We start from the raw sequence: 24582 nt of genomic DNA on the forward strand, positions 1-24582 counted from the left end.
AAATGATGGCCATTGAACAGTTGGATATGGAAAGGTTATGGCAGTATTGGGAAGAAGAACTGGCGTTGACCGGACTGCATCGTCATGCCTCGCGGATTCGTCAGCAATTGTCGCCGGTCCATGATACAGAATATCGAATTGAATTGGAATGGTTTCCCGAATCGGTACAGGGTAAGAATGAGGGGAATCCTCCCGGGGCTGTCATGGTTGAACTGGATGGACGCACTCGCGTGTTAATTTCCTTCCACAGCGTTCAGGAAGCGAAGAGGCTGCAAGGAATGCCAGGCATAACGCCGCAGCAAGCCAAAGCCCGTGCTCTGCAATGGGTGGAGCGCTTTGCCGGATTGACGGAGCAGGCAGGCAATCTGGAGCTTGTCCAAGCGAATGACAAGGAGGAAGCTGCCGTCTTTTCGTTCAGACGGACGCGGGACGGCATTCCCTTTTATCCTCCGATGCCGATTCAGGTCAGGGTGGCGTGGAATGGCCAAGTGGTTGCTTATTCCGATTACAGCGGTCACATGGCTCAGGACATTCCCGTATACAACTCGCCGCAAGCATCGCCGTCCACTGAACAAAAACGTCAGATCGCACTGGCGAACTTTGAGCTTATCTATGCTCCGGAGTCCAGTGAGTTTCCGGCCTGGTTCTATGGTGTTGGGGAGACCTTTCTGAATACAACAACCGGCGAAACGATGCCGTACGAGCTGCATGTTCCATTCCTGGGACAAGCTCCGCTAAACAGGCGGCTTGTTTGGGAGCACGACTCTGAGGGAGGGAATAGGGAGCCGCTTCAGACACCAAGCAGCATCGGGGAACGTGTGGTGCAGCATGTGTCGTCAAGTGAACGCAGTGATGGGGTAATCGATTGGGACGCCGTGCACCCCGATGCCGTTCCTATCAGTCGTGAGGAGCTTGAGCGTATATATGAGGCCGTATGCGGGTGGGGCAGCAGGATATATCCCGATGAATCCGGGCAATGGAAGATGACTCGCGTCCTGCGTAAGAGCGGGATGCTCGTAGCCATCCTGGAGCGTTACGACGCAGGCTATACGGCTGTATTTCGAGTCAAGGTGATGGTGGATCGGGAAAGCTTCGACGTGATCGGCGATATGAGAGTAGGACATCTGCCCAAGAAAGCTCCGGTTGTGATGGATAAGGAACAGGCGTTTCAGAGAATCGCCGCCTCGGTGGTGTCCAAGCCCTATTTCGTCTGGCACTCCCAGAAGAGGGGCTATCAATTAATGTACATGATCGATTGCTCGTGTATGGTTGATGCTCATAGTGGAGAAGTTGTAACGTAGGCCGTACATCATGAAGCATATCCCGGATTTCAAACCAATTTGGAACTAGGGAATATGAATCATAGAGGAGGACCATTCATGAATGGTACTAGAGTGTTCTTAATTGCTGTTGTTTCCTTAGCACTGTTGAGTGGTTGCGCTGCTCATACAAATAATAATTCCTCAAATCTGCTGCAGGATTCAACTGAAAATATTCGATCTTCTCAAGAAGTCGAGTCTTGGATCAACGAAGCGGAGACCCCAAGCGAACAGTTTATGATGGATCTAAGAGAGACATTGAATTTATCTTTTAAGATCTTTGACGCGATGGAGAATAATCAATATTCATTCCTGGAATCGACAAAAGCCAAAGAAATAACAATCGACAAAGAAAACAATCAGATCGTTTACAAATACTATGGTGAAGAGATTCGGTCTGATTTTCTTAAAGGATTAAATTTCAGCAACTTAGAATATTGGGGTTCGGGTTATAACGAAGATGGAACCGGCTTTCAAATTGTGTTTGCGAACTACTTTCAGGACACTCATGGCACCATCTATTTCGAGTTCATTAGAGAAGGGGATCACTGGGTATTTAATGGCTTTACAACAAATGCCTGAGGTTGAGGAACAAGACTGCGACACATGATGTTACCATCGAAAGACTCCGGAATTAAGGGGCGCACCGTAATTAAGATTCATGAAAACAGAACAATTGTTCTTCACCTTATTGGTAGATGATGGTACAATAGGAAGGACAATTGAATCTTGAGTGGGCGTGGTTTCCCTTCAAAGAAGGTGGAGCTATGGAAGTTAAAGGTGCATTGATGAGGATGTTTTTATTTGGATCATTCAGCCTCGCAGTTCTCACTTACATTAATTCGAACAACAAGAGAAAGTAAAAACCCACCCCAAGGTTAGCGCCGAAGGTGGTTTTTTTTCTGATCGCTTAGAAGTGAACCAGGATAGCCCTTATTGTACCAAGACGAGATAGCAGAAACTGAAAATGATAGTAATAAGTTAGTTTTTAGATTTAACAATGGAATTTATTAGACGAGGAGATAAGCTGTGGAAAAAAATGGATTATTAAGAATGGACAATGTCGGCATCGTTGTGGAATCCCTTGATGAGGCAATTTCTTTCTTCGAGGAAATTGGCTTGAGCCTAGAAGGGCGAACCACGGTTGAAGGTGAATGGGCAGGTCGCGTAACTGGCCTTGGTTCTCAGTGCGTAGAGATTGCTATGATGGTTACCCCAGATGGGCACAGCCGACTTGAACTTTCGAGATTTCTCACTCCACCTACGGTATCAGATCACCGGACTGCTCCTGTAAACTCCCTCGGTTATTTACGCGTCATGTTTGCAGTTAAAGACATTGATGAAATGGTATCCAGACTGACTAAGCTTGGTGCACAGCTCGTTGGCGAAGTAGTCCAATATGAGAATTCGTATCGTCTTTGTTACATTCGAGGAATTGAAGGACTTTTAATCGGTTTGGCGGAACAACTAGATAAGAAATAAGATATAGCCTTACTGAAATATCTACATGACCTACTTGCATCAATGTGTAAATATAAAAGAGGTGCTATCGTGTTATCCGAGAAAGCTAAAGAGGCGTATACTGATTATCTGGATGCATCGATTCATTATTGTAATGATAATTTATTTGATTATATTGGAACAAAATTAAAAATCGATTATGTCATTACAGATAGTATGGAGTTTAATGCTAATTGTAGCTTGTTGCCTGAAGGTTCTTACAAACTAAATATTAGGTTTGAAGTTTTTGAAAAGATATTTAAGATTCTAAATACGCTCTTATATGAAAAGAATATGAAATTCTATACTATCGTATCCGGGGAGCGAAAATACGATCTTAAAAAGGCAAATATTTACTTAGAGCTTATGCATCACATTTCTTGTAGGTTAATTATCTATCACGAACTAGGGCATATCTTTAATGGACATTTAGATTATTACAATTCTCTTAGCATGAATCAACAAAAATTATCATTGTTTATGGATTCTCGTCAGAATCAATTACTTCCTTTAGAGAGTCAGGTTCTGGAAATGGATGCAGATGCTTTTGCAGCTACAAGACTAATTGGACAATATACCTACTCTCCTAATATCAAATCAATTAACGATATTGAGACAACTTTATTAAAAAACCAACTTCATGCTTTATTGCTAGTCATTATAAGTTCATGCATTACATTCAGCATAATGGGGTTAGGATATAAAAGAGAGTCCGTGAATCACCTGGAATCTAAGTATCTTCCACTTAGAACAAGACAAGATTATTATGTTAGATGCGTCTTAAATGCTTACAAAGTATTAAATAACGTAGACTTAGATGCAGATCTTGAATTGTTGGATATTAAATTCTACAGAGAAGTTTTATACAATATTGAACAATATGTAAACTTGTATCACCGTGAAGCCTTAGGATTCCAAGAAAAGGAGATTGATTCAAGTAATAATAGAAATGAAATGGATACAGCTTTAATTAGGCACTCAGATTTTTTGGAAACTTTCTGAAAAAATGAAATGAGAGACAAATTATCACCATTCGCATATTTTCATTTGGCTGAATGATATAGGTTTGGAAGGGCCTCTTAGTCAATGTATAATCATGGAAGAGCGCAGACAACCAACGACCCATCCTGAGATTAGAGTGATCTAAAGGCTGGGTCGTTTTTCAGCTTAAAGGACGTTATCTTGAAAGATACACAAAGCTTTATGTGAGGGTGATCGGTATGAAGCAAGGAACCATTGTGTTGTTGAACGGAACTTCAAGTTCAGGAAAGACTAATATTTCTGTTGAACTGACAAATCAGAAAGAGATCCTTTTTCATCATTTATCAATAGATGATTTCTTTAATAATTTCAATGAATTTATTGATAAAAAGTTTCCGGATTTTAAGCCTGCAAGAGAAGTAGATGATCACGTTGTTGCACAGATCATTTTTGATCCCATCCTCTCCATGTACTATTCGACAATTATATTGTTTTCAGAAATGGGCTTGAATGTAATCGCAGATACGGTGATCGATAACGATAAGAGGTTTAATGAGTGTCTTGATGCATTCTTTGATCAGCCTACATTATTTATAGGTGTAATGTGCTCAAGGGAAGAACTCGTGAGCAGAGAGCAAAAAAGTTGAGGAGATGCTATTATGACGGGACATTTAGGCTTCTCATATGTAGGCTTGATTTATTTATTAATGTTATTTATTCCAAATATGATTTGGAGTAAGAGTCAAGCAACGGATAATAAAATAACTCATGAAAATAAAGTATTAATAGGGTTTGAACGGGTTGGACAAGCAGGCTGTACAGGTAGTGCGTTAATTTTCAGTGATTTTAACATGGCAGCGTTTTCGGCTTGGAGTTTGTGGCTAATAGCATCATTTTTACTCATGATTTTTTATGAACTTTGTTGGATTAGATATTTTACTAGTGAGCATACAAAGGGGGATCTTTATCGTAGCTTTTATGGAATTCCCGTACCGCTTGCGAGTCTGCCTGTTATGGCTTTTTTATTATTAGGGATTTATGGGAAAGTTATATGGTTGATTGCATTTGCTATCATCCTTGGCATAGGACATATCGGTATACATATTCAGCATTTAAAAGCGATAAAAAGAATAAGTTGAATTATTCGTCGCATGTCTAATATCGCGGATAATAACAATTGGAGCAGATAAACATATTGAACTAGCGTACGGCTGGAGAAACATGAATGCATTCATGCGGCGGGCCGACTGACGCCTTCCTCCAAATCTATAAAATGAAGGTGCATTCAATGAAGAAGCTTATTGTAATAAACGGAACAATGGGAGTCGGGAAAACTACAATCTGTAAAGAATTATATAAGTCACTGGATAACGCTGTATGGTTAGATGGTGATTGGTGCTGGATGATGAATCCGTGGATAGTCAATGAAGAAAACATCAGAATGGTCGAGAACAACATTACATATTTACTTAGAAGCTTTTTAACAAATTCTACATTCGACTATGTTATTTTCAACTGGGTTCTTCATCGAGAGGGAATTTTAGACGGCTTACTTGATCGGTTGAGTGACTTGGATTTTCAGGTTGAAAAAGTTACTTTAACGTGTTCAGAAGTTGCATTGCGACAAAGGATGGAGCACGATAATAGATCAACAGAGCAGATAGCTTTAAGCGTCGAACGATTAAGATTGTACGAGAATATGGATACTAGTATTATTGATACAACTGAAATGCCCATTGAAGAGATTGTCAGAAGAATAGAAGATATAATTAAGTTATAGTCAATTCTAAATTAAAAGAATTTTATGAATAGAAAGGAAGATGCTTTATGCAAAAAGCAATCATAGTTTGGTTCTTTTCAGAGAAGAGAAATAATTTGGATGAGCTCAATAATCTATTATCAGATGGTTGGAAAGTAATGAGTCAAAAACCAATGGGAGCTGGTGAAACTAATGTTGCACTCTCATTAGTCATTGTTGAAAAATAGTATTCCCGCAACAGGCTTTAGCCGCTGGGTTGTCTCAGATATATAAACTTGGAAGAAGCGTAGACAACAAATGACCCATCCTAAGATAGATCTATCTAAGGCTGGGTCGTTTTGGGATTACAAAGACGTTCTGAAAGAAAGGAGTTGAGCAATCTGAAGGCAAAAGCAGTATTGTTCGATTTGTTCGAAACATTGGTGACCGAATTCTCTGAAGGCAAAAGAATTTCAAATCGGAACTATGATTATTTCGAGCTTCTGGGACTTCCAAATGAAGAATATAAAAAAGAATGGAGAATACGAAGCAAAGCTCGAATGACGGGTATTTTTCCAGATTATCCTTCTGTTATTAGAGACATATTAATAAAGCGGGAGCTAAGTTATAAGGAAGAATCAATTAAATTCCTATACGAGGAGAGAATGAGAGAGAAAGAAATTCCATTTCGTAAGATTCGGCCTGAGATTATTGATCTGTTATCTTTCCTTAAGAGCAGGAAGGTTAGCCTTGGATTAGTAAGTAATTGTACAGAAGAGGAAGTAAGGTATTGGGAGGAGAGTGGTCTTTCAAAATATTTTGATGTTGCAATTTTTTCTTATGAGGTTGGGTATGCGAAGCCGGATGAAAGGATTTACAAGTTGGCATGTAACCATCTGGAGGTTGACCCCCGGGAATCCATTTTTGTGGGCGATGGTGGTTCAGATGAATTAACGGGAGCCTATAATATCGGGTTAACACCTATTCAAGCAACGTGGTTTAATTCTTATATAGAAAGCAACTTCACTAAAGCTGCTGATCCCTTAACTTTAAAGGAAATGTTAAAGGATATTTGAATTTGATCTCGAATAAGCTGGAAAAGCGGAAGAGCAAGTCGTGGGATTTGCATGTGGTCATACAACCGAGAAGAAGACCTAGTATTAAGTAAGGAACTAACGCAAAATCGAATGATAAATCAACAAAACAGTGAGGGAAATTAAAGATGAGAATTATATTTGAGGATTTGAAAAAAGATATAAAAACGATATTAAGAACTTGATTCTGGAGCATGCAATGATAGTTATATAAACATCTAGATCATCATTCAAAACAGTTTGGCGTATAGCTAATGAAAACAAAAAAACTAAAGGATGAATATCGATGAATACCCAATTTCAAATTACACAGGCATCCATTAATGATTTAGAAGAGTTAGTTGCTATCTTTGATCAATATCGCATTTTCTATAATCAAGCCGCTGATCCGGAAGGAGCAAGACAGTTTCTATTTGAAAGATTTGAGCATCAAGAATCCATTATTTTCATAGCTAGGGACATTCAGACCGGAAGGGCAGTAGGCTTTACCCAGCTATATCCGGTATTTTCATCTATATCAATGAAACGGTCATGGATTTTAAATGATCTATATGTAATTGAAGAATATCGAAAACGGGGGGTAGCAACACAACTTTTGAATTCGGCGAAGGAATTCGCATTTTTAACAAGAGCTAAGGGAATCGAATTATCTACATCTCACTTAAACTTAAGTGCTCAAAGCCTATACGAATCTTTAGGGTATAAGAAAGATGATGAATATTTTCACTATTACTTAACTATCTGAGGAGGATGCAATGGAGCTTTATCATTTCAGCAGCGAATCAAACATTGCTCTGTTCAAACCAAGGGTAAAACATAATCGAAGGATATGCCGCCGGTTGTCTGGGCGATTGATAAAGCACACGAATTCACTTTTTTCTTTCCTAGAGACTGCCCAAGAATTGTATATACAAGATCGCAAGGTATGAAAGAAGAGGATGAGCGAAGGTTTTTCGGAGGAAGCAACTCGAATATTATTATTACAGTTGAATCTCATTGGTTTTAGGCAATTAAGGAAGCAACCATTTATCGATATACGTTGCCAAGCGCAGGATTTGAATTGTTCGATGAGACGGCTGGGTATTATATATCCGAACAAACTGTAAAGCCTTTATATATGCAGCCGATGCAAAATTTAATGGAAAGAATTCTGGATTTAAATATTGATCTCAGATTTACCCCCAACCTGTACCCACTTAGAGAGGCTATACTAAATTCAAGTATTACAGACTTTGGGATACATAGATTTGAGAATGCAAAGGCGACCTAGCCTAAGATAAACGCTATCTAGGGCTGGGTTGTTTCGTGAATTGAGCTTAATAACGGGCCAATGTTAAATGGAAAAGCTTGATAATCAATTATGGAGGTAAACTTATGGAGAATGGAAGAATCTTAGGAATAGCATACAATGTAATTCCTGTGTCCGATATCGAGAGGTCCGCAGAATGTTTCGTTAAACATTTTGGATTCAATATTAGAAATCAGAAGATGTGAAGGTTGGAGTAATTAGTGATGAAGGCCGATATGGAAAGTTCTTTGTATTAGAGGACCGCTAACACAGCAATATTTTGGAGGGATGGTTCAATGAAGATAGCTTTAGTCCTATTTAATGGAGTAACTTTTCTGGACTTTGTCGGATTTTATGATGTCATTTACCGATTAAGCTTATTTAATAAAACGAAAGATACTACATGGGATATTTGTGGATTAACTGACGAAGTAACCGATGAGCTTGGAATGCGGGTTAAAGTGAATGTCATCAGACCCGATTTATCCAAGTATGATCTCGTGTTTATTCCTGGAGGCATGGGAACCAGAAAACTAAAGGATGATACTGAGTTTATTGACTGGATTCGATCTGCGGAATCTGCAACTTACAAGATCTCTGTATGCACTGGCTCGCTTCTATTGGGAGCCGCAGGCTTCTTGAAGGACAAGAGGGCAACCACCCATCCTAATGTTTATGATTTATTGGAACCCTATTGTAAAGAAGTCATAAAGACCCGAATTGTCAAAGATAGGAACGTGATAACGGCAGGAGGAGTAGCTACCTCAATCGACTTGGGTTTATTTTTAATTGAACTGTTTGTAGGAGCGGAGGAAGTGAATATCGTAAAGAAGCAGTTAGATTATCCTTATACAGCTGTAGGAATAGTTGAGGTGTAGAGCGGCAAGATTCCGTGTTATTTTTATCATTTACAGATTGGGAACGTTCGTTCTATAATTGATCCAATTATATCAAGTAAAGGAGAGGATTTGAATGATTACAAGGATTTCAACCCCCTATAGCTATTCTTCCGCGGTTGTTGCAGGGGACTATGTGTATCTTGGCTTACATCGGGGATTTGGAGAGAACTTCAATGAACAAATACATAATACGCTCTTAAATCTCAAAAGAACTCTATCGGAGTGCGGCATGTCGTTAGAATCTCTAGTTAAGGTGAATGTGTACCTGAAAAATATAAAAGATTTACCAGAAATGGAGAAGGTATTTCTTGAGTATTTTGAAATGAATAAATTTCCTGCTCGAATGACATCTACTACTGAATTTTTTGATAATGACTGCCTCATGATGATTGATGGTGTTGCGTATAAAGCAATAGAATAAAGGGACTAAGAAGACTACAAGTGTATAAGGAGTAGAAAAGGATGTTTGAACCTACCCTATATAGGGTTAATTCGCTGTTTCGACATCATCAAATTAATGATGAAATTGTACAGATAGAAAGGTTATCTGGCACGACGGCGGGCTTTGTTTTGAAACTGGAATCAAAACAAGATCATACCTATATTCTGAAATTTGATAACCCTAACGAAATTCATTTAGTTGAACATTTACTTAATACATATGAGGATTCAATATTATTACCCAAAGTCTTATTAACGGCCCAAGACAGATCCTATTTTGTGTATACCTTCATTGAGGGTACCACTCATTATAACCGTGGTTCAAAGAAAAATTGGCTCAAGATCCTAGTTAAAGATCTACTTAATAAATACGTGGAATATAAAGAAGAGAGTATTTGGGGCAGAATTGAATATCCAAGACAGACATGGAAGGAATTTAATGAAATAAGTATTGAAGAAGCCAGGATCAATTTAGGCAACATATTATCGATAGAGGATTATAATTACGTAAAACGGAAAGCTGCTCAATTGTTTAATAATGATTCAGGGCAAGGAAAGAGGTTCTTATTGCATGGCGATACAGGGGTTCATAACTTTGTTTATAATAATTCAACATTAACTGGAGTTATAGACCCCTCTCCTATGGTGGGACCTATTATTTATGATTTTCTTTATGCGTTTTGCTCTTCGCCTGATGATATTACTGTTGAAACCTTGTTTACCGCATCTGATATTCTCGAACAAGTAAGAATAGAAAAATCGAGGCTGATTGAAGAAGTAATTATTCAACTCTATTGCCGAATTGGCCTTAGTGTAAAGCATCATCCAGGTGATTTGTCGGATTACATGAAGGCATGGGAACACTGGATACAATTGTGTAAGAATCTCGATGAGGGCACTACTATCATATAAGACTTATAGATGCAACACGGATCATAAATCGAAGACTCTATAGGGATCATTTATCCATAGATACTTAATAAAGCTATTCCGGAGGGACAATGAAAAGAGTATTAGTTATTGGTTGCCCAGGATCGGGCAAGTCGACTTTTTCTTCAAGACTTAGCAAAGAATCAGACATACCTGTAATTCATTTGGATACAATTTACTGGAAGCCAGGATGGATTAGCTGTACTGATCAGGAGTTTGATGAAATACTTAGAGATTTATTACTTCAAGAAACTTATATCATGGATGGGAACTATTCAAGAACAATAGAATTTAGATTATCTTTTGCGGATACGGTTTACTTTTTTGATTATTCACGATATCTATGTCTTTACCGGGTAATAAAAAGGAGGATTATGAATCATGGTAAAACCGGAGAGTACATGGGGAAGGACTGCCAAGAAAGTATTAATTATAAATTTTTAAAGTCCGTATGGAATTTTAGAAAAATTCAACGAGTGCAAATCATGAATGTATTAGATGAGTACAAGGGAAGTAAGGATATTGTTATTTTCAGAAAGCCGAAGGAAGTAAAAAACTATTTAAAGAACACAAACGACTCAGCCTAAAGAGCTATCTATGGCTGGGTCGTTTCTTGAATTGTTGCTTATGTTTATTCCTGGAGGCATGGGAACCAGAAAACTAATCTGTCAAATGACTCGTCATCGCCGATAAGCTTATTCTACTTGTTTTTTTTAGTGATGGATCCTTTCTCATGGGCTTGTTGCAATTCCTGGCTGCCCCGGTCTTTGATATGCTGAAATGCCTCATCGATAGTTTGTTTATTCTCAAGAATAGAGGTGGTCTCTTGGGACACAATTTCAGCAAAGGCGTCCTCGAAGCCTTGGGGCAAGTGCTCATAACGCTTGTTGAAATTCCGCGGTTTGGTCAATTCGTAAAATACGGCAAGTGATCTCCCGTTCATCTCGCTTACGAATGAAGATCTGACGGAAAGCGAACCATCGGTAGTCCGTGACAACGTTTTGGCGACCTCGGGGCCATTGATGTATTTGATGAATTCCCATGCTAATTTTTTGTTAGGAGAATTGGCATTGATTCCGAATATCTCCGTAAGTCCCATGGCAATCGTAGCATCGGGTTCGGCAGGATCCACGGGAATCGTGGCAAGGCCCCAGTTGATCGTTGAACCGCTCTGATCTTCAGCTTGCGTGATCTGATTCAAGTAATAGGATCCCTCAAGGACCATCGCAGCTTGCTCCTTCAAAAACAAATCCTCTGAAAAAAAATCGCTCGACGGATCAAAAATCGCACCTGACTTGTATGCCTTAACAATATTCTCGTAAATCGTGCGCCATGCTTCCGAATCCATCGTGAGGCTTGTTCCGTCTGCACTAGTATAAAAAAGCCCGTGGGTTCGAGCAACATTACTCAATAGATCAAATATGGCATTGCTGGATGTCGTGCTGGAAGTTAGACCATAGATTCGTTCCCCGTCTGACCCATTTGTCGGAAATCGTTCAGCCAGTGCGAATAGCTCCTGCCAGGACATGCGATCTCTAGGCAATTCAATATTATACATTTGAAACAAATCCATGTTGTAATAGAGTGCACTTCCGGAAAATGTAGGAGCCAAACCGTAGAGCATACCTGCCCCTTGTTCCTTCAACGATTCCGTAACAAATGGAAGAATGCTATCGAGGTCGAATTGATCCTGCTGGATCACGGAATCCAAGGGAAACAGCATACCGTTATCCACTGCATATGAATAATTACTCTCATTCAGAAGAATGACATCCGGTTGCCGTTCCTCCACGTATTGTTGCAATGCCTTATTGATATCTTCGCCGGCATAATTGAACATCCATTGCGAATTAACGACCTCGAGCTCTACGCCCGGATATTTGGTGATAAACAAATTTCCATATTTTTGGAAAAAGAGGCCTTCGTGAACATACATGACTTTCAGCGGGCCTTCCAATTTCCCTTCCAATTTGCTGTTACCTGCATTGTTCGAGCAAGCACTTGTAAGAGCCAACAGCAGTGCTAATCCGAGAAGCACACCTCTTAGTCTTAAGCATTTGAACATACAGATTCTTCCTCCCCCTGTTCATTCACATACCATTGTGCCTGTAAGTCAAACATGTTCGCATATTCGCCATTTAAAGCGATGAGAGCATCATGATTCCCTTGCTCGATTAATTCTCCATTTTTCAATACAAGAATATGGTCTGCGATCTTACAGGATGCAAGCCGGTGCGAGATCATGAGCGTTGTTTTGCCTTTAGCTAATTCGGCAAATCGCTCGTAAAAATAAGCCTCCGAGATCGGATCGACCGCAGCGGTCGGCTCGTCAAGCAGCATAATTGGCGCGTCCTTGAAAAAAGCTCTTGCGAGAGCTATTTTTTGCCACTGACCATAAGAGAGTTCTTGTCCGCCTTCAAAGATAGGATCCAGCTCCGTGTCCAAACCATGCTTAAAACTGCTGGCAATCTGCTCTATGTCAGCTTTATGAGCGGCCGAGTAAATGAGATGATCGCTGTCCATTTGTTCGTAATGACTTAATCCAATGTTCTCACGAATCGAAAATTGATATTGCACAAAGTCTTGAAAAATGGCCGAAATGTTGGCTTTCATAGATACGTTATCTATGTTAGCGATCGGGATGCCATCGATTAACACGGATCCGCTGCAGGGCTGATAAAGTCCTACCAGGCATTTAGCCAAGGTGCTCTTACCGGCACCATTTTCACCGACGATGGCAATCGTTTGCCCTGCTTGAATTTTAAAGGAGATATTTCGTAATCGTTGCACTTCACTGCTCGGGTAGGAGAAGCATAGGTCTCGGACCTCAATCTGATGATTCAACTTGAACGGAGCAAGGGACTGCTCCTGGTGAGGATGTTCTTCCGGGAAGTCAAGAAATAAGAAAAGCTCTTTGAGAAATAAGGATTCCTCGTACATTAAAGATAAATTATAAGTAGCACTTTGGATGACGGCCTGGGTTGTAATAAAGGCTTGAGATAGTGCAACATAATCCCCCAGGGAAAGATCCCCGTTACTGCACATCCATACGATATAAGCAACGCCTACCATGTTCGACAATATAATGATGAGCTGTGCCAAAAATCTGCTGGTTTCAGATTGCTTGGTTAGTGCAGCTTTCTCATTAGCATTTTTCCAATAGAGGTGCTTCCATTTTTGCAGCAGAAAGGGGGTGAGACGAAAGAGCTTCATTTCTTTGGCTGCCGAGCGGCCAGTCATTAATCCCATAACGTAATTGGATTTGCGCTCTGCAACGGTTTGATTCATCATCTGAGCATAACGCCGCTGTCCTATCTTCAAATTAACGATTAAGGAAGGAACGAACAAGAGAATCATGACGATCGCAAACCATACATCAATCCGCGCCAAGTAAATGATGAACCATATCAGGGTTAGTGCCTGCTGCAGCAATTGCATAAGCGTACTAATCACCGTCAGGCCCCGAAATGCCATGCCTTGCGATACACGTTGCAGTTGGTCATAATATTCAGGCTTATCGAAGAAAACCAGAGGCAGATGAGAAGCTTTGATCGCGATTTGCTCATCTATATAAAAGGCGGCTCGTTGCTTTAAATGGACAACCAAATATTCGTTAATACTCTGAATGGCATCCGATCCAATCATCAGGAGAAACTGCAGGAGTAACAATAAGAGAGCCATTTGGAGCTCGTTATGGCCTTCTATGACTTTCGTTATCGTATTTACGGTTTCCTTGACGATCCAGATTTGAGCAAGCGGAATGAAAGCAAGGATAGCATAGCAAGTGCAGGACAAGGTTAATCTTCCCGGTGATGTTCTCCACAGTAATGGAATGATACGTATAAGGGTGTTGAGATTCTCGGCCATGCTCGTCTTCTTTGTGACGGTCATATGAGTCTGCTCCTTATGTAATATCAATAGGATAAAGGGAGGAGAAATCCTCCTCCCCGTCATGTATTAGGGCTTTCTAGCATTCGCACTTGTAGTAGATGGTTCCTTCGCAGTAGTAATGACGGAGTTTTTTGGTTGTGGAGCCCGGACAGTAGGTTGTAGTACAGTAGCTGTATTGGCAGTTACCCATATTATCACCTCCTTTCAAAAGGCAGGTAGAATACTTCGACTATGCGGTTTGCCCAAGCTCGAAGAATTCATCGCTGTCCAGGAGCAACTGGAGATGCTCTTCCGTATTAATAGTTCCTTTGGCGATGACTTTGTGATTCGTCGATATAGCATAAGCAAACGGAAAGATCGTTGTCTCCAAGCTTTCCATCATGGATTCAGTCAGCACGCCTACAGGAATGGACAGAGCATATCTCGCAGCTAATTCAATCACCTCTTGGGGTTCGCCCATAACCATGAGCACGAAGTGAATATTTTGATTTCGTTCAGCTACGCGATTTAGACAAGGATATAGGGTTGAACAAGCCCCGCATCCGATGGCCGTCATAATAAATATCGTAGGCTGCGCTTGTTGAATAGCGATCTGGCGGTTGTTTTCTGAGAGAGCAGGGACACTTGCAATCGGAAAGGAGGCGCCTGCTTCTAGACCATGATGTCTCATGCCTAGCTTGATATCTAAATGCTTCTTGAATAAGGTAATGACACCGATCGAAAGCAAGAGAATAAGGATCCATTGGACGTAAAGGGTGGTCAAAAGCATGGTATTGCTCATCAATTTGTCCTCCTACATTTCAGATTTGCGCTTACGATACTCTAACTGAATGTTGAATAGGTTTAAAACAAGCAGAAAGCCTAGGGTGAGAAAAGTAGTCGCCGCAATTTCGTGAACGTTGTCAAAGGCTACGTAAGTAGTGATATCTGCGATGTTTACCAAAAGAACTAAATTGAGCGTAATGAGCAGGAGGATTCTTATGTATGAAATGAGGCCGAATCGTTCATTGCTCAAATTTCCGAAGCACTGACAGCGGACGCCTGTTTTTTGTCCAGTGTAAGTAGCCCATAAAAAACCTAGAGATAAGCAAATGAAAGCGATTACCGAACCGAGCAGAGTTGATTGGCTTAAATACCCGATGCCGATTATCAGCTCAAATAACGGAATCAACCAAGCTCCCGGACGTAAAAGCGGATAAGGCAAATTAAGGGCCATTAAGGTTCTGCGAAAAGATTTCATGCTTGCCCACTTTAACGTGGCGGAGATCATTAGCAACATAAACAGTACCATTCGGATTAAGTCCAGTATTTGCATTGAGCAACTATTCCCTCCCATCCTTTGCGCAATCGTTTGCGCATGTGGCATTAAAAATGAAGAGATACGATCGATCATACTCTTCTTTGTCCTGAATGCTAAATTAAACCATATTTGTTAACTTGGACCGAGTATAAAACGCATACAATATTTTGTCAACACCCTATTTTTTAACATCAGAGATTTGAGAATTCCAGGGTTAAAATGATTGAATTGGATAATATTGACTTGAGTTTGCGAAAAAGGTAACGTATAAATTGCTAGTTTGGAGGGAGGAATCGAATGTGAAAAATGTAGAAAATGGTCAAAAAATCGGAGAGTTAATCCCCGATAAATCTTACATAACTCAACATAATACGACATTGAATTTACGTGCTATCAGAAAAAGGAAGGTTCTTTTCTTTATTTCACTGCATTGTGTACGGTGCATCGATTTATTGCCTGAAATTAAGAAAGTACGGGAACCAAATACGGAGATTCTTTTATTTTCCTCAGCTGATCAGGAGGATTTACAAGAGTTGGACCATTTTTTCCAACAGAAGATTTCAATTGTCTCTCTTAGCCGCGAGCAAGCAAAGCTTGATTTTCAAGTCTATGATTATCCATTTTGTGTTGTCGCGGATACCAGCCACTGTATATACAGCAAAGGAGCAGCTTATAACGCGGTGGATGTTATGGAGCTTATTCATCACCGCGGGGGAAGTAAGTTCTTGAAGATGTTTGGCAAAAGGATATGATCAATTACTTGGGAGGCCGATCCTATGAACAAGCTATATTTTGATTATTGCGCATCCGCACCGCTGCATCCTCAGGTCATTCACAAGCTCATAGACAGCTCCGTAAATTTGTATGCAAATGCATCCTCTACCCATGAAATGGGATTTGAAGTAAATCGAATAATTGAAGCATCAAGAGAAAGGATAGCGAATGTACTCCATGTAAAACCATCCGAAGTTATTTTCACCTCGGGGGCAACCGAAAGTAATAATATGGCGATCTTAGGGGTTGTTCGGGCCTACATGAAGCGAACCAGTCAAATACCTCACCTGATTCTATCTGAAATTGAGCATTCGTCGGTGTACAATTGCTGCAAGCAATTAAGGGATGAAGGAGTTGAAGTAACGTTCTTAGGCGTAGATAGGTCGGGAGTAGTCGATCCTTCTGCTTTAGAAAAAGCTATTCAAGATAATACAGTGCTCGTAAGTATTATGCACGTAAATAATGAGACGGGAACGATTCAGCCCGTTCAGGAAATCGGAAAGCTGCTAAAAACTAAACCCGCCATTCAATTTCACGTGGATGGTGTGCAAGGCTTTGGCAAGGCAAACTTAGACCTTGAGGATATTGATTTGTATACATTATCTGGACATAAAATGGGGGGACCTAAAGGTATCGGGATCTTAATGGCAAAAGAGGGAGTGGAGCTGATGCCGCTTATGTACGGCGGAAATAATGAATTTGGGCACAGGCCTGGAACGACCAATGTCCCTGGAGTAGTATGTTTAACCGAAGCGGTTGAATTATCCATTGCGGAACAAGTTGAAAAGACGGCGTATTTGACTTCATTACATCATTTTATTTATTCGAAGCTACAATCCATTCCTGAACTTATCATAAATACCCCTGAACCCCCTTTGTCAGCGCCGCATATCATAAACTTTTCTTACCAAAACAAGGGAATTACCTCCGCGATCATGATCAGTATTCTTGCCAAGAAAAATATCGTCGTATCGTCGCAATCCGCATGTTCATCCAAGGCTAAAGAGAGCCGTGTTCTAATGGCAATGACCCATAATGAAGAGATTGCATCGAGCAGCATTAGGCTTAGCTTACATGAGTCTGTTAGCTTTGAGGATGCAAAATATTTAGTAAATTCAATTACAGAAATGATTGATCAAATCAAATCGACTAGTAAATTTCAATTGCTGCTCCATCAAAAATAAACTAAAATTAAAGTATATGACATGGATATATAACAGAATTAGGTTATCAGATGTATAATCATGGTAGAAGCCAAGACTCCAAACGACTCACCCAAAGATAAGAGCTATCTATGGGCTGGGTCGTTTCTTGGTAATTTGATGAAAACAGGGCTATATAAGTTGAACTATAAAACTACGTAGAAAGGGCATAAGTGTGAAGTGTGCTGAAGAAGCGTAAGCGTTCGCCTTTGTGAGTGGATTCCTACCTTATAATATTTTAGTTCAATTAGAGAAATCCGCGAACAACAGCGATCGTAAGCACACTTCACACGTTGCCTCCAGAACGTAAAATTCAGTAGTTCAACTTATATAGCAAAAAAATAATGTTAGGGGGATTTATGAATATGGAGCTTAAAGAAATCAATCAGAACTTAGAAGTAACTAGAGCCGAATTACTTGGAATTCTTGACGGGTTGAGCGGAGATCAAATAAACAAACGGAAAGATGCTGAAAGCTGGAGTATTAGCCAGGTTTGTCAGCACCTTTTTAAAACAGAAGAGTTATATATCGTAGCCATCAGGAGGGGATTAAAGAGCAAGGAAGATTCAGTTATAGAAAACAAGCCGGTTGAATTTCTACTTGATCGAAGAAATAAATTAGAAGCACCTGAAATTGCAAGACCAACCAATGAATTATTAGAGTATCAGGTGATCATTGAAAGTTTAAACAACACAAGACAAAAGCTGCATGAACTTTTAAATGCGGTAGAAGATCCATCGGTGCTGAGTAGAAGGCATTATACACACCCGGTGTTTAAAGAGATGTTATTAATTGATTGGCTGAAATCCCTGTATGTGCATGAACAAAGGCATATTAAACAAATTAAAGAAATTATAGATGAACATTAGACAATCAATCTATGTGAAGAACGGCTTTTCCAGAGAATTTCCGTTCCTTGAGATCACGAGCCACGGTGGCAATGTCGTTCCAGTTAGCCTCCACTTCGATCCGGGGAATCAATCGTTTTTCTATGACGAGCCGGGCCAGCAAACTCAGATCGTCTGCGACTGCGTGACGAGTGGCCTCCTCACCTAGGAAGAAGCTGTACAAGGTTTTTCCGCCGCTGGTCACCAGATTCATCATATCGATGGTCGCGGTATTCGAAGAAGAGAATCCTAGCGCAACGCAAACTCCTTGAGGCGCTAGCTGCGGCAGTAAAGCCGCTAGTGTATTGCCGCCTATGGAGTCGATGACGAGATCAAACGGTCCAAACTGGCGGGCAGATGAAATTGCGGAATATCCAATAATCACTTCGTCGGAACCGGCCTCACGAACAAGCGCGGCCTTCTCTTCCGTGCTTGCCGTACCTACAACGAATGCGCCGGATTGGGCTGCAAGCTGATGGGCAAATAGCCCGACTCCGCCGGTAGAGCCAGTAATGAAAATGCGCTTACCAAGCAGCATGCCGCCTTTTCGGAGTGCATAAAGAGCCGTGAGTCCTGCCACGGGGAGGGTTGCTGCCTCCGCAAAAGTGAGCTTTTCCGGGATTTCTGCAAGCATCGATACAGGGGCGGCGATTTGCTCGCTCCAGGCTCCCATCGGGAGCAAACCAACAACCCGGGCCCCTTTTTGCGGACCTGTGCCGCTCTTGGCCGGCTCGATGACAATTCCGGCGAAGTCCCAGCCGGGGCGGCTGGAAGCTTTCGAATCGTTAGCGTCTTTGATTTCACCGCGATTGAGAGAGAAGGCTTTCACTTGCACGAGTGCTTCCCAAGGCATGGCTTGTGGGGGGGCAACTTTTTTGAATGCCAAATTTGACGGGGCTAGCGGATCAGTTACAATGGTACGAATCATAGGGTTTCTCCTCCATGTATGGTGGTGTGCCATTAGATATTTTTCATTTTCAATGAGGAGTATACTTTAAATACATGTTAGACCCAAGTGCAGAATTACACTTCATAAGAAGGGGAGAGAAGATGGATCTAGCTGCGGAGAATTCAAGACATAAAATTGTCGTGGGTGAAATTGAAGCGCTGCGGATAAAACGGCAGCAATCGCTTGCCTATCAACCCAACCCGCATTTGAAACGATTTACTCAACAAGAGCTTAATGACGAGGCTTTTCCTTCGTATAAAAACTTGCTGGTTGGTCGTACGCGCCGTATACCGGCTCGTCAGACGATGATAACGATTGCAGAATATTTGGAGTGTACATCCGATGAGCGCAATGATTTGCTGTTGGCAGCCGGTTATCTTCCGATTCAGACCGAATTGGAGGGAAGGCCGTTGGAGCTTGCATTGGAGCGGGCCCGGCAAACCATGAAAGGCATTCCTTTTCCTGCGATGATTGTAACCCACACCCAAGACATCAAGGGGTTTAATGAGTCGTTTAGCCAATTGTTTGATATCCCTTTCGACCGTTCATATGACGGATTAATGAATAGGATCGATTTACATTTTAATTCGGACTTACCTGTAGGGCCTCGCTCCACTTTCGACAAAGCGTCATTTGAGCAGTGGGAAGAGCATGCCAAAAACGGGATACGTGCCTTCAAGAGGGAGCACATGCTCTCGCGTTATGATAAGTGGTATCAAGAATTGTTTGATCGAGTTCAAAAATATAACGTGGGCGACTATCTGGATGTGCCGGATATAGAGGCAGGGGCTGACCATACTCAAACGATATTAGCCGAAAGGAAAAGCTCCGGTGAGCTTGTTCCGATTCGCTACAGACAGATTTCAATTTCTGAAGGTAACTGCTTGTATCCGCAAATTGAGGTTTTCCTGCCAGTAGATACTGCGGCCCATGCAGTATTCGAGAACCTGGGATGTCCCGTTGATTGTACATCTTTTGGTATATGAACCGATCCTGGATGGTTTGAGACGAGAGGTGTACGAAGAGACGGGGTTAACTGTTATAGAAGTAGAAGGCAGTCAGAAATATGTGGATACGCGGGGCATCAATCCAGATTTCGAGGTGGAATGCCTGGAACCGTTTTGTGTATATCAAACCATTAAAGGGCCGGTTGATTCTGTAGGTATGTATTTTATATGTAAGGCAGAAGGCAATCTGTTAGTAGTTGGGGATGAGACTAAGGATATACGATGGGTACCCATTGATGAAGTCAGTAGACTGATGATTGAAGATCCTAGACAATTTTCAGACGTTGACCGGGCAGGAATTAAGTATTATTTAAAGCACAGATTTGAGAATTAGTTCAGAAACGGGGATGTTCATGGCCTACAAATCGATTTTAATTGACCAAATAACTGCATGTTACAACGATAAGAGTTGGTTCATTCCTCTTGAGGAAATATTGAGGGATTTAACATCAAAAGAAGCAGCCTATAAAAGCGATGAAAAACAATCTATATGGTCCATTGTGAATCATCTTATTTTTTGGAATGAGAGATGGCTTGAGCGTTTTGAAACTGAGAATATTATAATGAGTAGTACGATTAATAACGATGAAACTTTTTATTTGGATCCAAATTGCATCAATGAACATGAATGGAAGAAGACACTAATTAGACTTGAAAATATATTTAGCCGTTGGATAGAAGCGTTAGAAAAATGCGAAGAATCAAAGCTAACTAAAGTGATTCCTGATTACTATGGTGCTGCCTGGTGGGGCGTGGTTTCAAATTTATCTATTCATAATGCCTATCATATTGGGCAAATCATGTTACTAAAAAAGCAAATGAAAGATAACTAATCTCAGGAGAGGGTTTATTGAAGAAGTATGTTGAGATAGGGATTGGCAATACGTGGATGATCAGAACGGAAATTGAGCATGAAGATGGAACAGAGACTGAAATGAAAGGCATAGTCAGACCGTTTAGATTAAGGTCAGTTTATTTGAGGCTTTGGATAAGAAGGACCGTTCTCATTCTTGATCTTAAAGAAGGGTTCAAGATTCAGACCAAGAGTAGAAAGAAGTTCAAAATAATACTTGGCTTTTACGGGGTTTGATCAAGAGCAGGACAATTTAGAGACTGTTGGCTAATAGAGTATGAAGAGATTAAGCATATATAAAATGAAGGGGATTTATCTCGAATAGGTTTTATAAAAGGCTGAACTGCGAGGTGGATTATGATTTTTTCTGTGATGCAATTGACGGGTGGAATTATACTCTCATTAGGCTTTATACCGCAGATTGTTCAGATTTTTAAGACCAGGTCTGTAAAAGACTTAAGCTTGAAGTCGTATTTGTTAATGTTATTCGGAATCAGCCTTATGGAAGTTTATGCAGTCAGTTTAGTGGTTGAAGGAACAGGGTTGGCTTTTTTAATGACGAACACCCTTTCATTTATGATGGTATCAATTGTTATCTTGCTGATTTTGCGATTTCGTTCTCGCTAAAGGAGTAGAAATGAAGAAACTAATCGTTCTGTTTAACATGAGGGAATAACAGAGAGAAGGATTGAAAAAATCGATCGAGAGGAGTCATTATGGCGTATACACAGCAAGAAATCGAATTCATCAGGCAGCATTCTCTTGACATGGACAAGAATCGGAGGTTTCCGAAGGCCGTTCTTGATTTTATTTACGACCGGCGTCTATTTCATCTGTTCGTTCCGAATCAGTTGGATGGAAGAATGACGGAGCTGCCGGAGGCTGCTCGTCAATTTCAAGCATGCTCCAGGATCGATGGCAATCTGGGCTGGGCGGTAACCATTGGAGCGGGCGGCGGATTTTTCGCGGCGTTGCTGGAGCACGACGTCAGCCAGCAAATTTTCGCTCGGCGAGAGGCGGTTATTGCAGGCAGCGGGATGCCGACGGGGACGGCCAAGCGGGTCGAAGGAGGCTATATCGTCAGCGGGAGCTGGAAATATTGCAGCGGCTCGTCTTATGCAACGACCTTTACGGCCAATGCGGTAATCGAGGCTGCAGAGACATCGACTGAATCGGATTGTACAGTATCTGCATCTGTAGAGAAGGAGATACGTGCTTTTGCTTTTCATCCGGAGCAGATCCGTATTCATCCGGATTGGAACGCTTTCGGCCTTCGGGCGACGGCTAGCCACACCATTGCAGCGGATGAAGTTTTCGTTCCGGAACATCGGACATTTATGTTTGACAAGACAATGGGTTTTGAGAACGAACCCATCTATCGTTATCCATTCCTGCCGTTCGCACAGGTGTCCTTTGCGGCGGTGGCTATCGGCATTGCCGAGCATTTCCTCGAAGCAGCTGAAGCTTTGGCTGTAGAGAGAGGCGGCGGGACCTACGTTATGGACAAACTTAAAAAGCACTCCGATTTCCTTCGGGATTTCACGACAACCTTTTACAAGAGCGTTGAGGCCTCCTGGCGAGAGCTGCTTCTTCAAGGAGGAATATCGGCTTCCACTGAAGCGGAAATAACCGCTGCGAGCATTGGGGCAGCCAAAACAGCGTTAACCTGCGGTCAAGCCTTATTTCCGCTGTTAGGGTTGGCAGCAGCCATGGAAGACAGCGAGGTTAACCGGTGCTGGCGAGATCTTCAGACGGCATGCTCCCATTCGCTGCTGCGGAGCTATTCTTAAGGCCATTTCAGAAAGGAGTCGCATCGGATGTCGATGCGGCTTTTTTGCTATGTTTGCCTGAACTGGATGAATATCATACGAGTAAAGCAGATTCCTTCCTTAATCAGCCCGGATGTTTTTATTTTCTCAAAGTTATTTTGCGGTTGCATTATCTACCAAAATTTATTAATCTATGTCATGTAATGTAATAATATTACAAAATATTAAAATTCAAGGAAACGAACAAACGAGGAGGAATGTATTGTGAAGAAATCATTGATTTTCTTTATGGTGTTGGTCATCGTTTTGTGTTCCCTTCCCCAAGCTCCGGCAAATGCCGCGAGCGCTCCGCCCCCAACCTGGCAAGAGCACTGGTTTGAGCATAAGGAGTTGCTCAAGTTGGCGCACTATAATGATGAGGTGGCGGTTTATGTAGATGATGATATCGACCCGAATCAAATTGGCTGGATCTACTCGACGGCTGCCGATGTATGGAGATATACCAAGCAAACTTATGGCTCCATGGGCGGGGATGGTCGACTTTACGTCATTGTCCATAATAAAAAGTATAGCGGCGGCCATCCGGGCTACGCTTATAACGCCGACCACGACTACCGCAATGTCATCGATATCGGCGGCTCCGACTTCAAAAGTCCAAGCGGCTGGAATCTGGATATCCTGGTTCATGAAGTGGCCCATATCGTGGAGTTCGCGGCCAATGACACCAAGGGTTCCCCAGCCTTCAGACTGTGGGGAGACAGCAAGTGGGCTGAAATTTATCAATATGATGTATATAAAGCATTAGGATTAAACAGTGAAGCCCAGCGAATTTACAATAGCTTCACCAGCAAGGCGGAAAATTTCCCGCAAGCAGGAACCTACTGGTTTATAAACTGGTATTATCCGATTTATAGTAACTATGGAGAAAAGCAAGTGCTGACGAGATATTTCCAGTTGTTGGCTCAACACTATCCGAAAAATTCATCCGGTCAGTATACGAGAAATATGAATATGGGCGAGTATGTACACTTTATGAGTGGCGCGGCCAAGGCCGATTTGAAATCCCGTGCCGTCACTGCTTTTGGCTGGCCAAGTGAATTCGAAAGCCAATATCAGGCGGCACGTAGGGAATTCCCTCAAGTCACCTATGGGGACACGATCTCGGAGGGAGCTATCTTCTATGGGAACGCCAATTATGAGGGTTATGCTGTAGCACTTGGGGCAGGCTCCTACAACTACAATGAAATGGTAGCTGCCGGTATTGCAAACGATACGCTTTCTTCGTTGAAGGTAACTCCTGGCATTAAGGTCACCCTCTATGAACATTTGAATTTTGGCGGCGCGCAAAGGGTGATTACGTCGGACGTTGCATCTCTCGGTGATTTTAATGATAAAACGTCCTCTCTCAAAGTTGAAAGAATACCTGTAGTTTATAGGGATGCCGATTACAAGGGGGCCGCTGTCAGCCTGGATGTCGGCAGTTATAGCGTAAGTGATCTAGTCGCTAAGGGAATCCCCAACGACTCGATTTCTTCACTAAAAGTACCGAGCGGCTACAAGGTCACCCTTTATGAGCATGGCGATTTTCGGGGAGCAACCAAAGTGTTGCTGGGTGATACTTCCTATCTCGGTAATGACTTTAATGACAAGACATCTTCCATAAAAGTAGAGCGGACCTCTTAGATCGATATCATTGATGACGGGAAACTATGAATCTTTCATGGTTTCCCTTTTATTTTCTATTTATGAAAAACAACTTA

General features: G+C 41.5%; 29 protein-coding genes and 2 pseudogenes. 26 read left to right on the forward strand and 5 right to left on the reverse strand.

Annotated features, from left to right (window positions below):
* Positions 1–26 precede the first annotated feature (26 nt).
* The 16 genes and pseudogenes from KI362_RS07000 to KI362_RS07070 all read left to right on the forward strand — a co-directional run bounded on the left by KI362_RS07000 (position 27) and on the right by KI362_RS07070 (position 10777).
* On the forward strand, positions 27–1301 hold the full coding sequence (locus tag KI362_RS07000) for a YcdB/YcdC domain-containing protein (RefSeq protein WP_301625950.1): 1275 nt from the start codon (positions 27–29) through the stop codon (positions 1299–1301).
* A 78-nt stretch (positions 1302–1379) separates the two neighbouring features.
* Positions 1380–1901 carry a hypothetical protein gene (locus KI362_RS07005; RefSeq protein ID WP_301625951.1) on the forward strand — a complete coding sequence of 174 codons (522 nt, stop codon included), beginning with the start codon at positions 1380–1382 and terminating at the stop codon, positions 1899–1901.
* A 212-nt stretch (positions 1902–2113) separates the two neighbouring features.
* The gene (locus tag KI362_RS07010) at positions 2114–2182 is read left to right on the forward strand and encodes a putative holin-like toxin (RefSeq protein WP_301626401.1); all 69 of its coding nucleotides are present in this window, start codon (positions 2114–2116) and stop codon (positions 2180–2182) included.
* 166 nt (positions 2183–2348) lie between these two features.
* A complete protein-coding gene (locus tag KI362_RS07015; RefSeq protein WP_301625952.1) occupies positions 2349–2801 on the forward strand; it encodes a VOC family protein in 453 nt (150 codons plus the stop codon).
* 69 nt (positions 2802–2870) lie between these two features.
* Positions 2871–3821, forward strand: a complete 951-nt coding sequence (locus KI362_RS07020; RefSeq protein WP_301625953.1) for a hypothetical protein — start codon at positions 2871–2873, stop codon at positions 3819–3821.
* A 218-nt stretch (positions 3822–4039) separates the two neighbouring features.
* Positions 4040–4438, forward strand: a pseudogene (locus KI362_RS07025) (phosphotransferase-like protein); the annotation flags it as partial.
* Between the two features lie 21 nt (positions 4439–4459).
* Complete coding sequence (locus KI362_RS07030) at positions 4460–4939, forward strand: hypothetical protein (RefSeq protein ID WP_301625955.1); 480 nt, start codon at positions 4460–4462, stop codon at positions 4937–4939.
* 149 nt (positions 4940–5088) lie between these two features.
* Entirely contained in the window at positions 5089–5580 is a 492-nt protein-coding gene (locus tag KI362_RS07035) for an AAA family ATPase (protein WP_301625957.1), read from the forward strand.
* 47 nt (positions 5581–5627) lie between these two features.
* Positions 5628–5786, forward strand: coding sequence for a hypothetical protein (locus tag KI362_RS07040; protein ID WP_301625958.1), 159 nt, complete (start codon positions 5628–5630; stop codon positions 5784–5786).
* Positions 5787–5897: 111 nt separating this feature from the next.
* A complete protein-coding gene (locus KI362_RS07045) occupies positions 5898–6614 on the forward strand; it encodes an HAD family hydrolase (RefSeq protein WP_301625960.1) in 717 nt (238 codons plus the stop codon).
* A 304-nt stretch (positions 6615–6918) separates the two neighbouring features.
* Positions 6919–7377, forward strand: a complete 459-nt coding sequence (locus KI362_RS07050; protein ID WP_301625962.1) for a GNAT family N-acetyltransferase — start codon at positions 6919–6921, stop codon at positions 7375–7377.
* 84 nt (positions 7378–7461) lie between these two features.
* Positions 7462–7902 (forward strand): annotated as a pseudogene (locus KI362_RS25510) (DUF6886 family protein).
* Positions 7903–8216: 314 nt separating this feature from the next.
* The gene (locus KI362_RS07055; RefSeq protein WP_301625964.1) at positions 8217–8798 is read left to right on the forward strand and encodes a DJ-1/PfpI family protein; all 582 of its coding nucleotides are present in this window, start codon (positions 8217–8219) and stop codon (positions 8796–8798) included.
* Positions 8799–8892: 94 nt separating this feature from the next.
* Positions 8893–9240: a RidA family protein gene (locus KI362_RS07060; protein WP_301625966.1), complete on the forward strand. Its 348-nt coding sequence runs from the start codon at positions 8893–8895 to the stop codon at positions 9238–9240.
* A 41-nt stretch (positions 9241–9281) separates the two neighbouring features.
* Positions 9282–10172, forward strand: coding sequence for a phosphotransferase (locus KI362_RS07065; RefSeq protein ID WP_301625968.1), 891 nt, complete (start codon positions 9282–9284; stop codon positions 10170–10172).
* A gap of 89 nt (positions 10173–10261) precedes the next feature.
* Positions 10262–10777: an AAA family ATPase gene (locus KI362_RS07070; RefSeq protein WP_301625969.1), complete on the forward strand. Its 516-nt coding sequence runs from the start codon at positions 10262–10264 to the stop codon at positions 10775–10777.
* Between the two features lie 113 nt (positions 10778–10890).
* Here KI362_RS07070 and KI362_RS07075 read toward each other — a convergent pair whose 3' ends face one another.
* The 4 genes from KI362_RS07075 to KI362_RS07090 form a co-directional block, all read right to left on the reverse strand.
* Complete coding sequence (locus KI362_RS07075) at positions 10891–12255, reverse strand: ABC transporter substrate-binding protein (protein WP_301625970.1); 1365 nt, start codon at positions 12253–12255, stop codon at positions 10891–10893.
* The gene (locus KI362_RS07080; RefSeq protein ID WP_301625971.1) at positions 12240–14081 is read right to left on the reverse strand and encodes an ABC transporter ATP-binding protein; all 1842 of its coding nucleotides are present in this window, start codon (positions 14079–14081) and stop codon (positions 12240–12242) included. The genes KI362_RS07075 and KI362_RS07080 overlap by 16 nt, the downstream gene beginning before the upstream one ends.
* Positions 14082–14310: 229 nt before the next feature.
* Positions 14311–14862 (reverse strand): thioredoxin family protein, encoded by a 552-nt coding sequence (locus KI362_RS07085; RefSeq protein WP_301625973.1) that lies wholly within the window; start codon positions 14860–14862, stop codon positions 14311–14313.
* A gap of 12 nt (positions 14863–14874) precedes the next feature.
* Positions 14875–15474: a MauE/DoxX family redox-associated membrane protein gene (locus KI362_RS07090; protein ID WP_301625974.1), complete on the reverse strand. Its 600-nt coding sequence runs from the start codon at positions 15472–15474 to the stop codon at positions 14875–14877.
* Between the two features lie 206 nt (positions 15475–15680).
* On the opposite strand from KI362_RS07090, the gene KI362_RS07095 reads away from it, so the two are divergent.
* The 3 genes from KI362_RS07095 to KI362_RS07105 all read left to right on the forward strand — a co-directional run bounded on the left by KI362_RS07095 (position 15681) and on the right by KI362_RS07105 (position 18226).
* Complete coding sequence (locus tag KI362_RS07095) at positions 15681–16133, forward strand: hypothetical protein (RefSeq protein WP_301625975.1); 453 nt, start codon at positions 15681–15683, stop codon at positions 16131–16133.
* A 24-nt stretch (positions 16134–16157) separates the two neighbouring features.
* The gene (locus KI362_RS07100; protein WP_301625976.1) at positions 16158–17339 is read left to right on the forward strand and encodes a cysteine desulfurase family protein; all 1182 of its coding nucleotides are present in this window, start codon (positions 16158–16160) and stop codon (positions 17337–17339) included.
* 383 nt (positions 17340–17722) lie between these two features.
* A complete protein-coding gene (locus KI362_RS07105) occupies positions 17723–18226 on the forward strand; it encodes a DinB family protein (protein ID WP_301625977.1) in 504 nt (167 codons plus the stop codon).
* Between the two features lie 4 nt (positions 18227–18230).
* Here KI362_RS07105 and KI362_RS07110 read toward each other — a convergent pair whose 3' ends face one another.
* The gene (locus tag KI362_RS07110; RefSeq protein ID WP_301625979.1) at positions 18231–19172 is read right to left on the reverse strand and encodes a zinc-binding dehydrogenase; all 942 of its coding nucleotides are present in this window, start codon (positions 19170–19172) and stop codon (positions 18231–18233) included.
* Between the two features lie 122 nt (positions 19173–19294).
* Between KI362_RS07110 and KI362_RS07115 the strand changes: the two genes are divergently transcribed.
* From KI362_RS07115 to KI362_RS07145, 7 genes are all read left to right on the forward strand, one after another.
* Positions 19295–20179, forward strand: coding sequence for a hypothetical protein (locus KI362_RS07115; RefSeq protein WP_301625980.1), 885 nt, complete (start codon positions 19295–19297; stop codon positions 20177–20179).
* Positions 20124–20534: an NUDIX hydrolase gene (locus KI362_RS07120; RefSeq protein ID WP_301625981.1), complete on the forward strand. Its 411-nt coding sequence runs from the start codon at positions 20124–20126 to the stop codon at positions 20532–20534. Before KI362_RS07115 ends, KI362_RS07120 begins: the two co-directional genes overlap by 56 nt.
* 19 nt (positions 20535–20553) lie before the next feature.
* Positions 20554–21033 (forward strand): DinB family protein, encoded by a 480-nt coding sequence (locus tag KI362_RS07125; protein ID WP_044478214.1) that lies wholly within the window; start codon positions 20554–20556, stop codon positions 21031–21033.
* A gap of 17 nt (positions 21034–21050) precedes the next feature.
* Positions 21051–21290: a DUF3977 family protein gene (locus KI362_RS07130; RefSeq protein ID WP_301625983.1), complete on the forward strand. Its 240-nt coding sequence runs from the start codon at positions 21051–21053 to the stop codon at positions 21288–21290.
* 135 nt (positions 21291–21425) lie between these two features.
* Positions 21426–21680, forward strand: coding sequence for a PQ-loop domain-containing transporter (locus tag KI362_RS07135; protein WP_233500629.1), 255 nt, complete (start codon positions 21426–21428; stop codon positions 21678–21680).
* A gap of 89 nt (positions 21681–21769) precedes the next feature.
* Complete coding sequence (locus KI362_RS07140) at positions 21770–22843, forward strand: acyl-CoA dehydrogenase (protein ID WP_301625984.1); 1074 nt, start codon at positions 21770–21772, stop codon at positions 22841–22843.
* Positions 22844–23086: 243 nt separating this feature from the next.
* Positions 23087–24505 (forward strand): beta/gamma crystallin-related protein, encoded by a 1419-nt coding sequence (locus tag KI362_RS07145; RefSeq protein WP_301625987.1) that lies wholly within the window; start codon positions 23087–23089, stop codon positions 24503–24505.
* The last annotated feature ends 77 nt before the right edge of the window (positions 24506–24582 follow it).

This window comes from Paenibacillus apis (assembly GCF_018333295.1).
In the GTDB taxonomy this organism is placed as follows: domain Bacteria; phylum Bacillota; class Bacilli; order Paenibacillales; family Paenibacillaceae; genus Fontibacillus; species Fontibacillus antibioticophila.

Bases quoted from the DNA above. Each gene is read 5' to 3' on its own strand.
- KI362_RS07000 (WP_301625950.1), top strand. From the start codon at position 27: ATGGAAAGGTTATGGCAGTATTGGGAAGAAGAACTGGCGTTGACCGGA.
- KI362_RS07005 (WP_301625951.1), top strand. From the start codon at position 1,380: ATGAATGGTACTAGAGTGTTCTTAATTGCTGTTGTTTCCTTAGCACTG.
- KI362_RS07030 (WP_301625955.1), top strand. From the start codon at position 4,460: ATGACGGGACATTTAGGCTTCTCATATGTAGGCTTGATTTATTTATTA.
- KI362_RS07035 (WP_301625957.1), top strand. From the start codon at position 5,089: ATGAAGAAGCTTATTGTAATAAACGGAACAATGGGAGTCGGGAAAACT.
- KI362_RS07040 (WP_301625958.1), top strand. From the start codon at position 5,628: ATGCAAAAAGCAATCATAGTTTGGTTCTTTTCAGAGAAGAGAAATAAT.
- KI362_RS07050 (WP_301625962.1), top strand. From the start codon at position 6,919: ATGAATACCCAATTTCAAATTACACAGGCATCCATTAATGATTTAGAA.
- KI362_RS07055 (WP_301625964.1), top strand. From the start codon at position 8,217: ATGAAGATAGCTTTAGTCCTATTTAATGGAGTAACTTTTCTGGACTTT.
- KI362_RS07060 (WP_301625966.1), top strand. From the start codon at position 8,893: ATGATTACAAGGATTTCAACCCCCTATAGCTATTCTTCCGCGGTTGTT.
- KI362_RS07065 (WP_301625968.1), top strand. From the start codon at position 9,282: ATGTTTGAACCTACCCTATATAGGGTTAATTCGCTGTTTCGACATCAT.
- KI362_RS07070 (WP_301625969.1), top strand. From the start codon at position 10,262: ATGAAAAGAGTATTAGTTATTGGTTGCCCAGGATCGGGCAAGTCGACT.
- KI362_RS07075 (WP_301625970.1), bottom strand. From the start codon at position 12,255: ATGTTCAAATGCTTAAGACTAAGAGGTGTGCTTCTCGGATTAGCACTG.
- KI362_RS07080 (WP_301625971.1), bottom strand. From the start codon at position 14,081: ATGACCGTCACAAAGAAGACGAGCATGGCCGAGAATCTCAACACCCTT.
- KI362_RS07085 (WP_301625973.1), bottom strand. From the start codon at position 14,862: ATGAGCAATACCATGCTTTTGACCACCCTTTACGTCCAATGGATCCTT.
- KI362_RS07090 (WP_301625974.1), bottom strand. From the start codon at position 15,474: ATGATCGATCGTATCTCTTCATTTTTAATGCCACATGCGCAAACGATT.
- KI362_RS07100 (WP_301625976.1), top strand. From the start codon at position 16,158: ATGAACAAGCTATATTTTGATTATTGCGCATCCGCACCGCTGCATCCT.
- KI362_RS07105 (WP_301625977.1), top strand. From the start codon at position 17,723: ATGGAGCTTAAAGAAATCAATCAGAACTTAGAAGTAACTAGAGCCGAA.
- KI362_RS07110 (WP_301625979.1), bottom strand. From the start codon at position 19,172: ATGATTCGTACCATTGTAACTGATCCGCTAGCCCCGTCAAATTTGGCA.
- KI362_RS07115 (WP_301625980.1), top strand. From the start codon at position 19,295: ATGGATCTAGCTGCGGAGAATTCAAGACATAAAATTGTCGTGGGTGAA.
- KI362_RS07120 (WP_301625981.1), top strand. From the start codon at position 20,124: ATGCAGTATTCGAGAACCTGGGATGTCCCGTTGATTGTACATCTTTTG.
- KI362_RS07125 (WP_044478214.1), top strand. From the start codon at position 20,554: ATGGCCTACAAATCGATTTTAATTGACCAAATAACTGCATGTTACAAC.
- KI362_RS07135 (WP_233500629.1), top strand. From the start codon at position 21,426: ATGCAATTGACGGGTGGAATTATACTCTCATTAGGCTTTATACCGCAG.
- KI362_RS07140 (WP_301625984.1), top strand. From the start codon at position 21,770: ATGGCGTATACACAGCAAGAAATCGAATTCATCAGGCAGCATTCTCTT.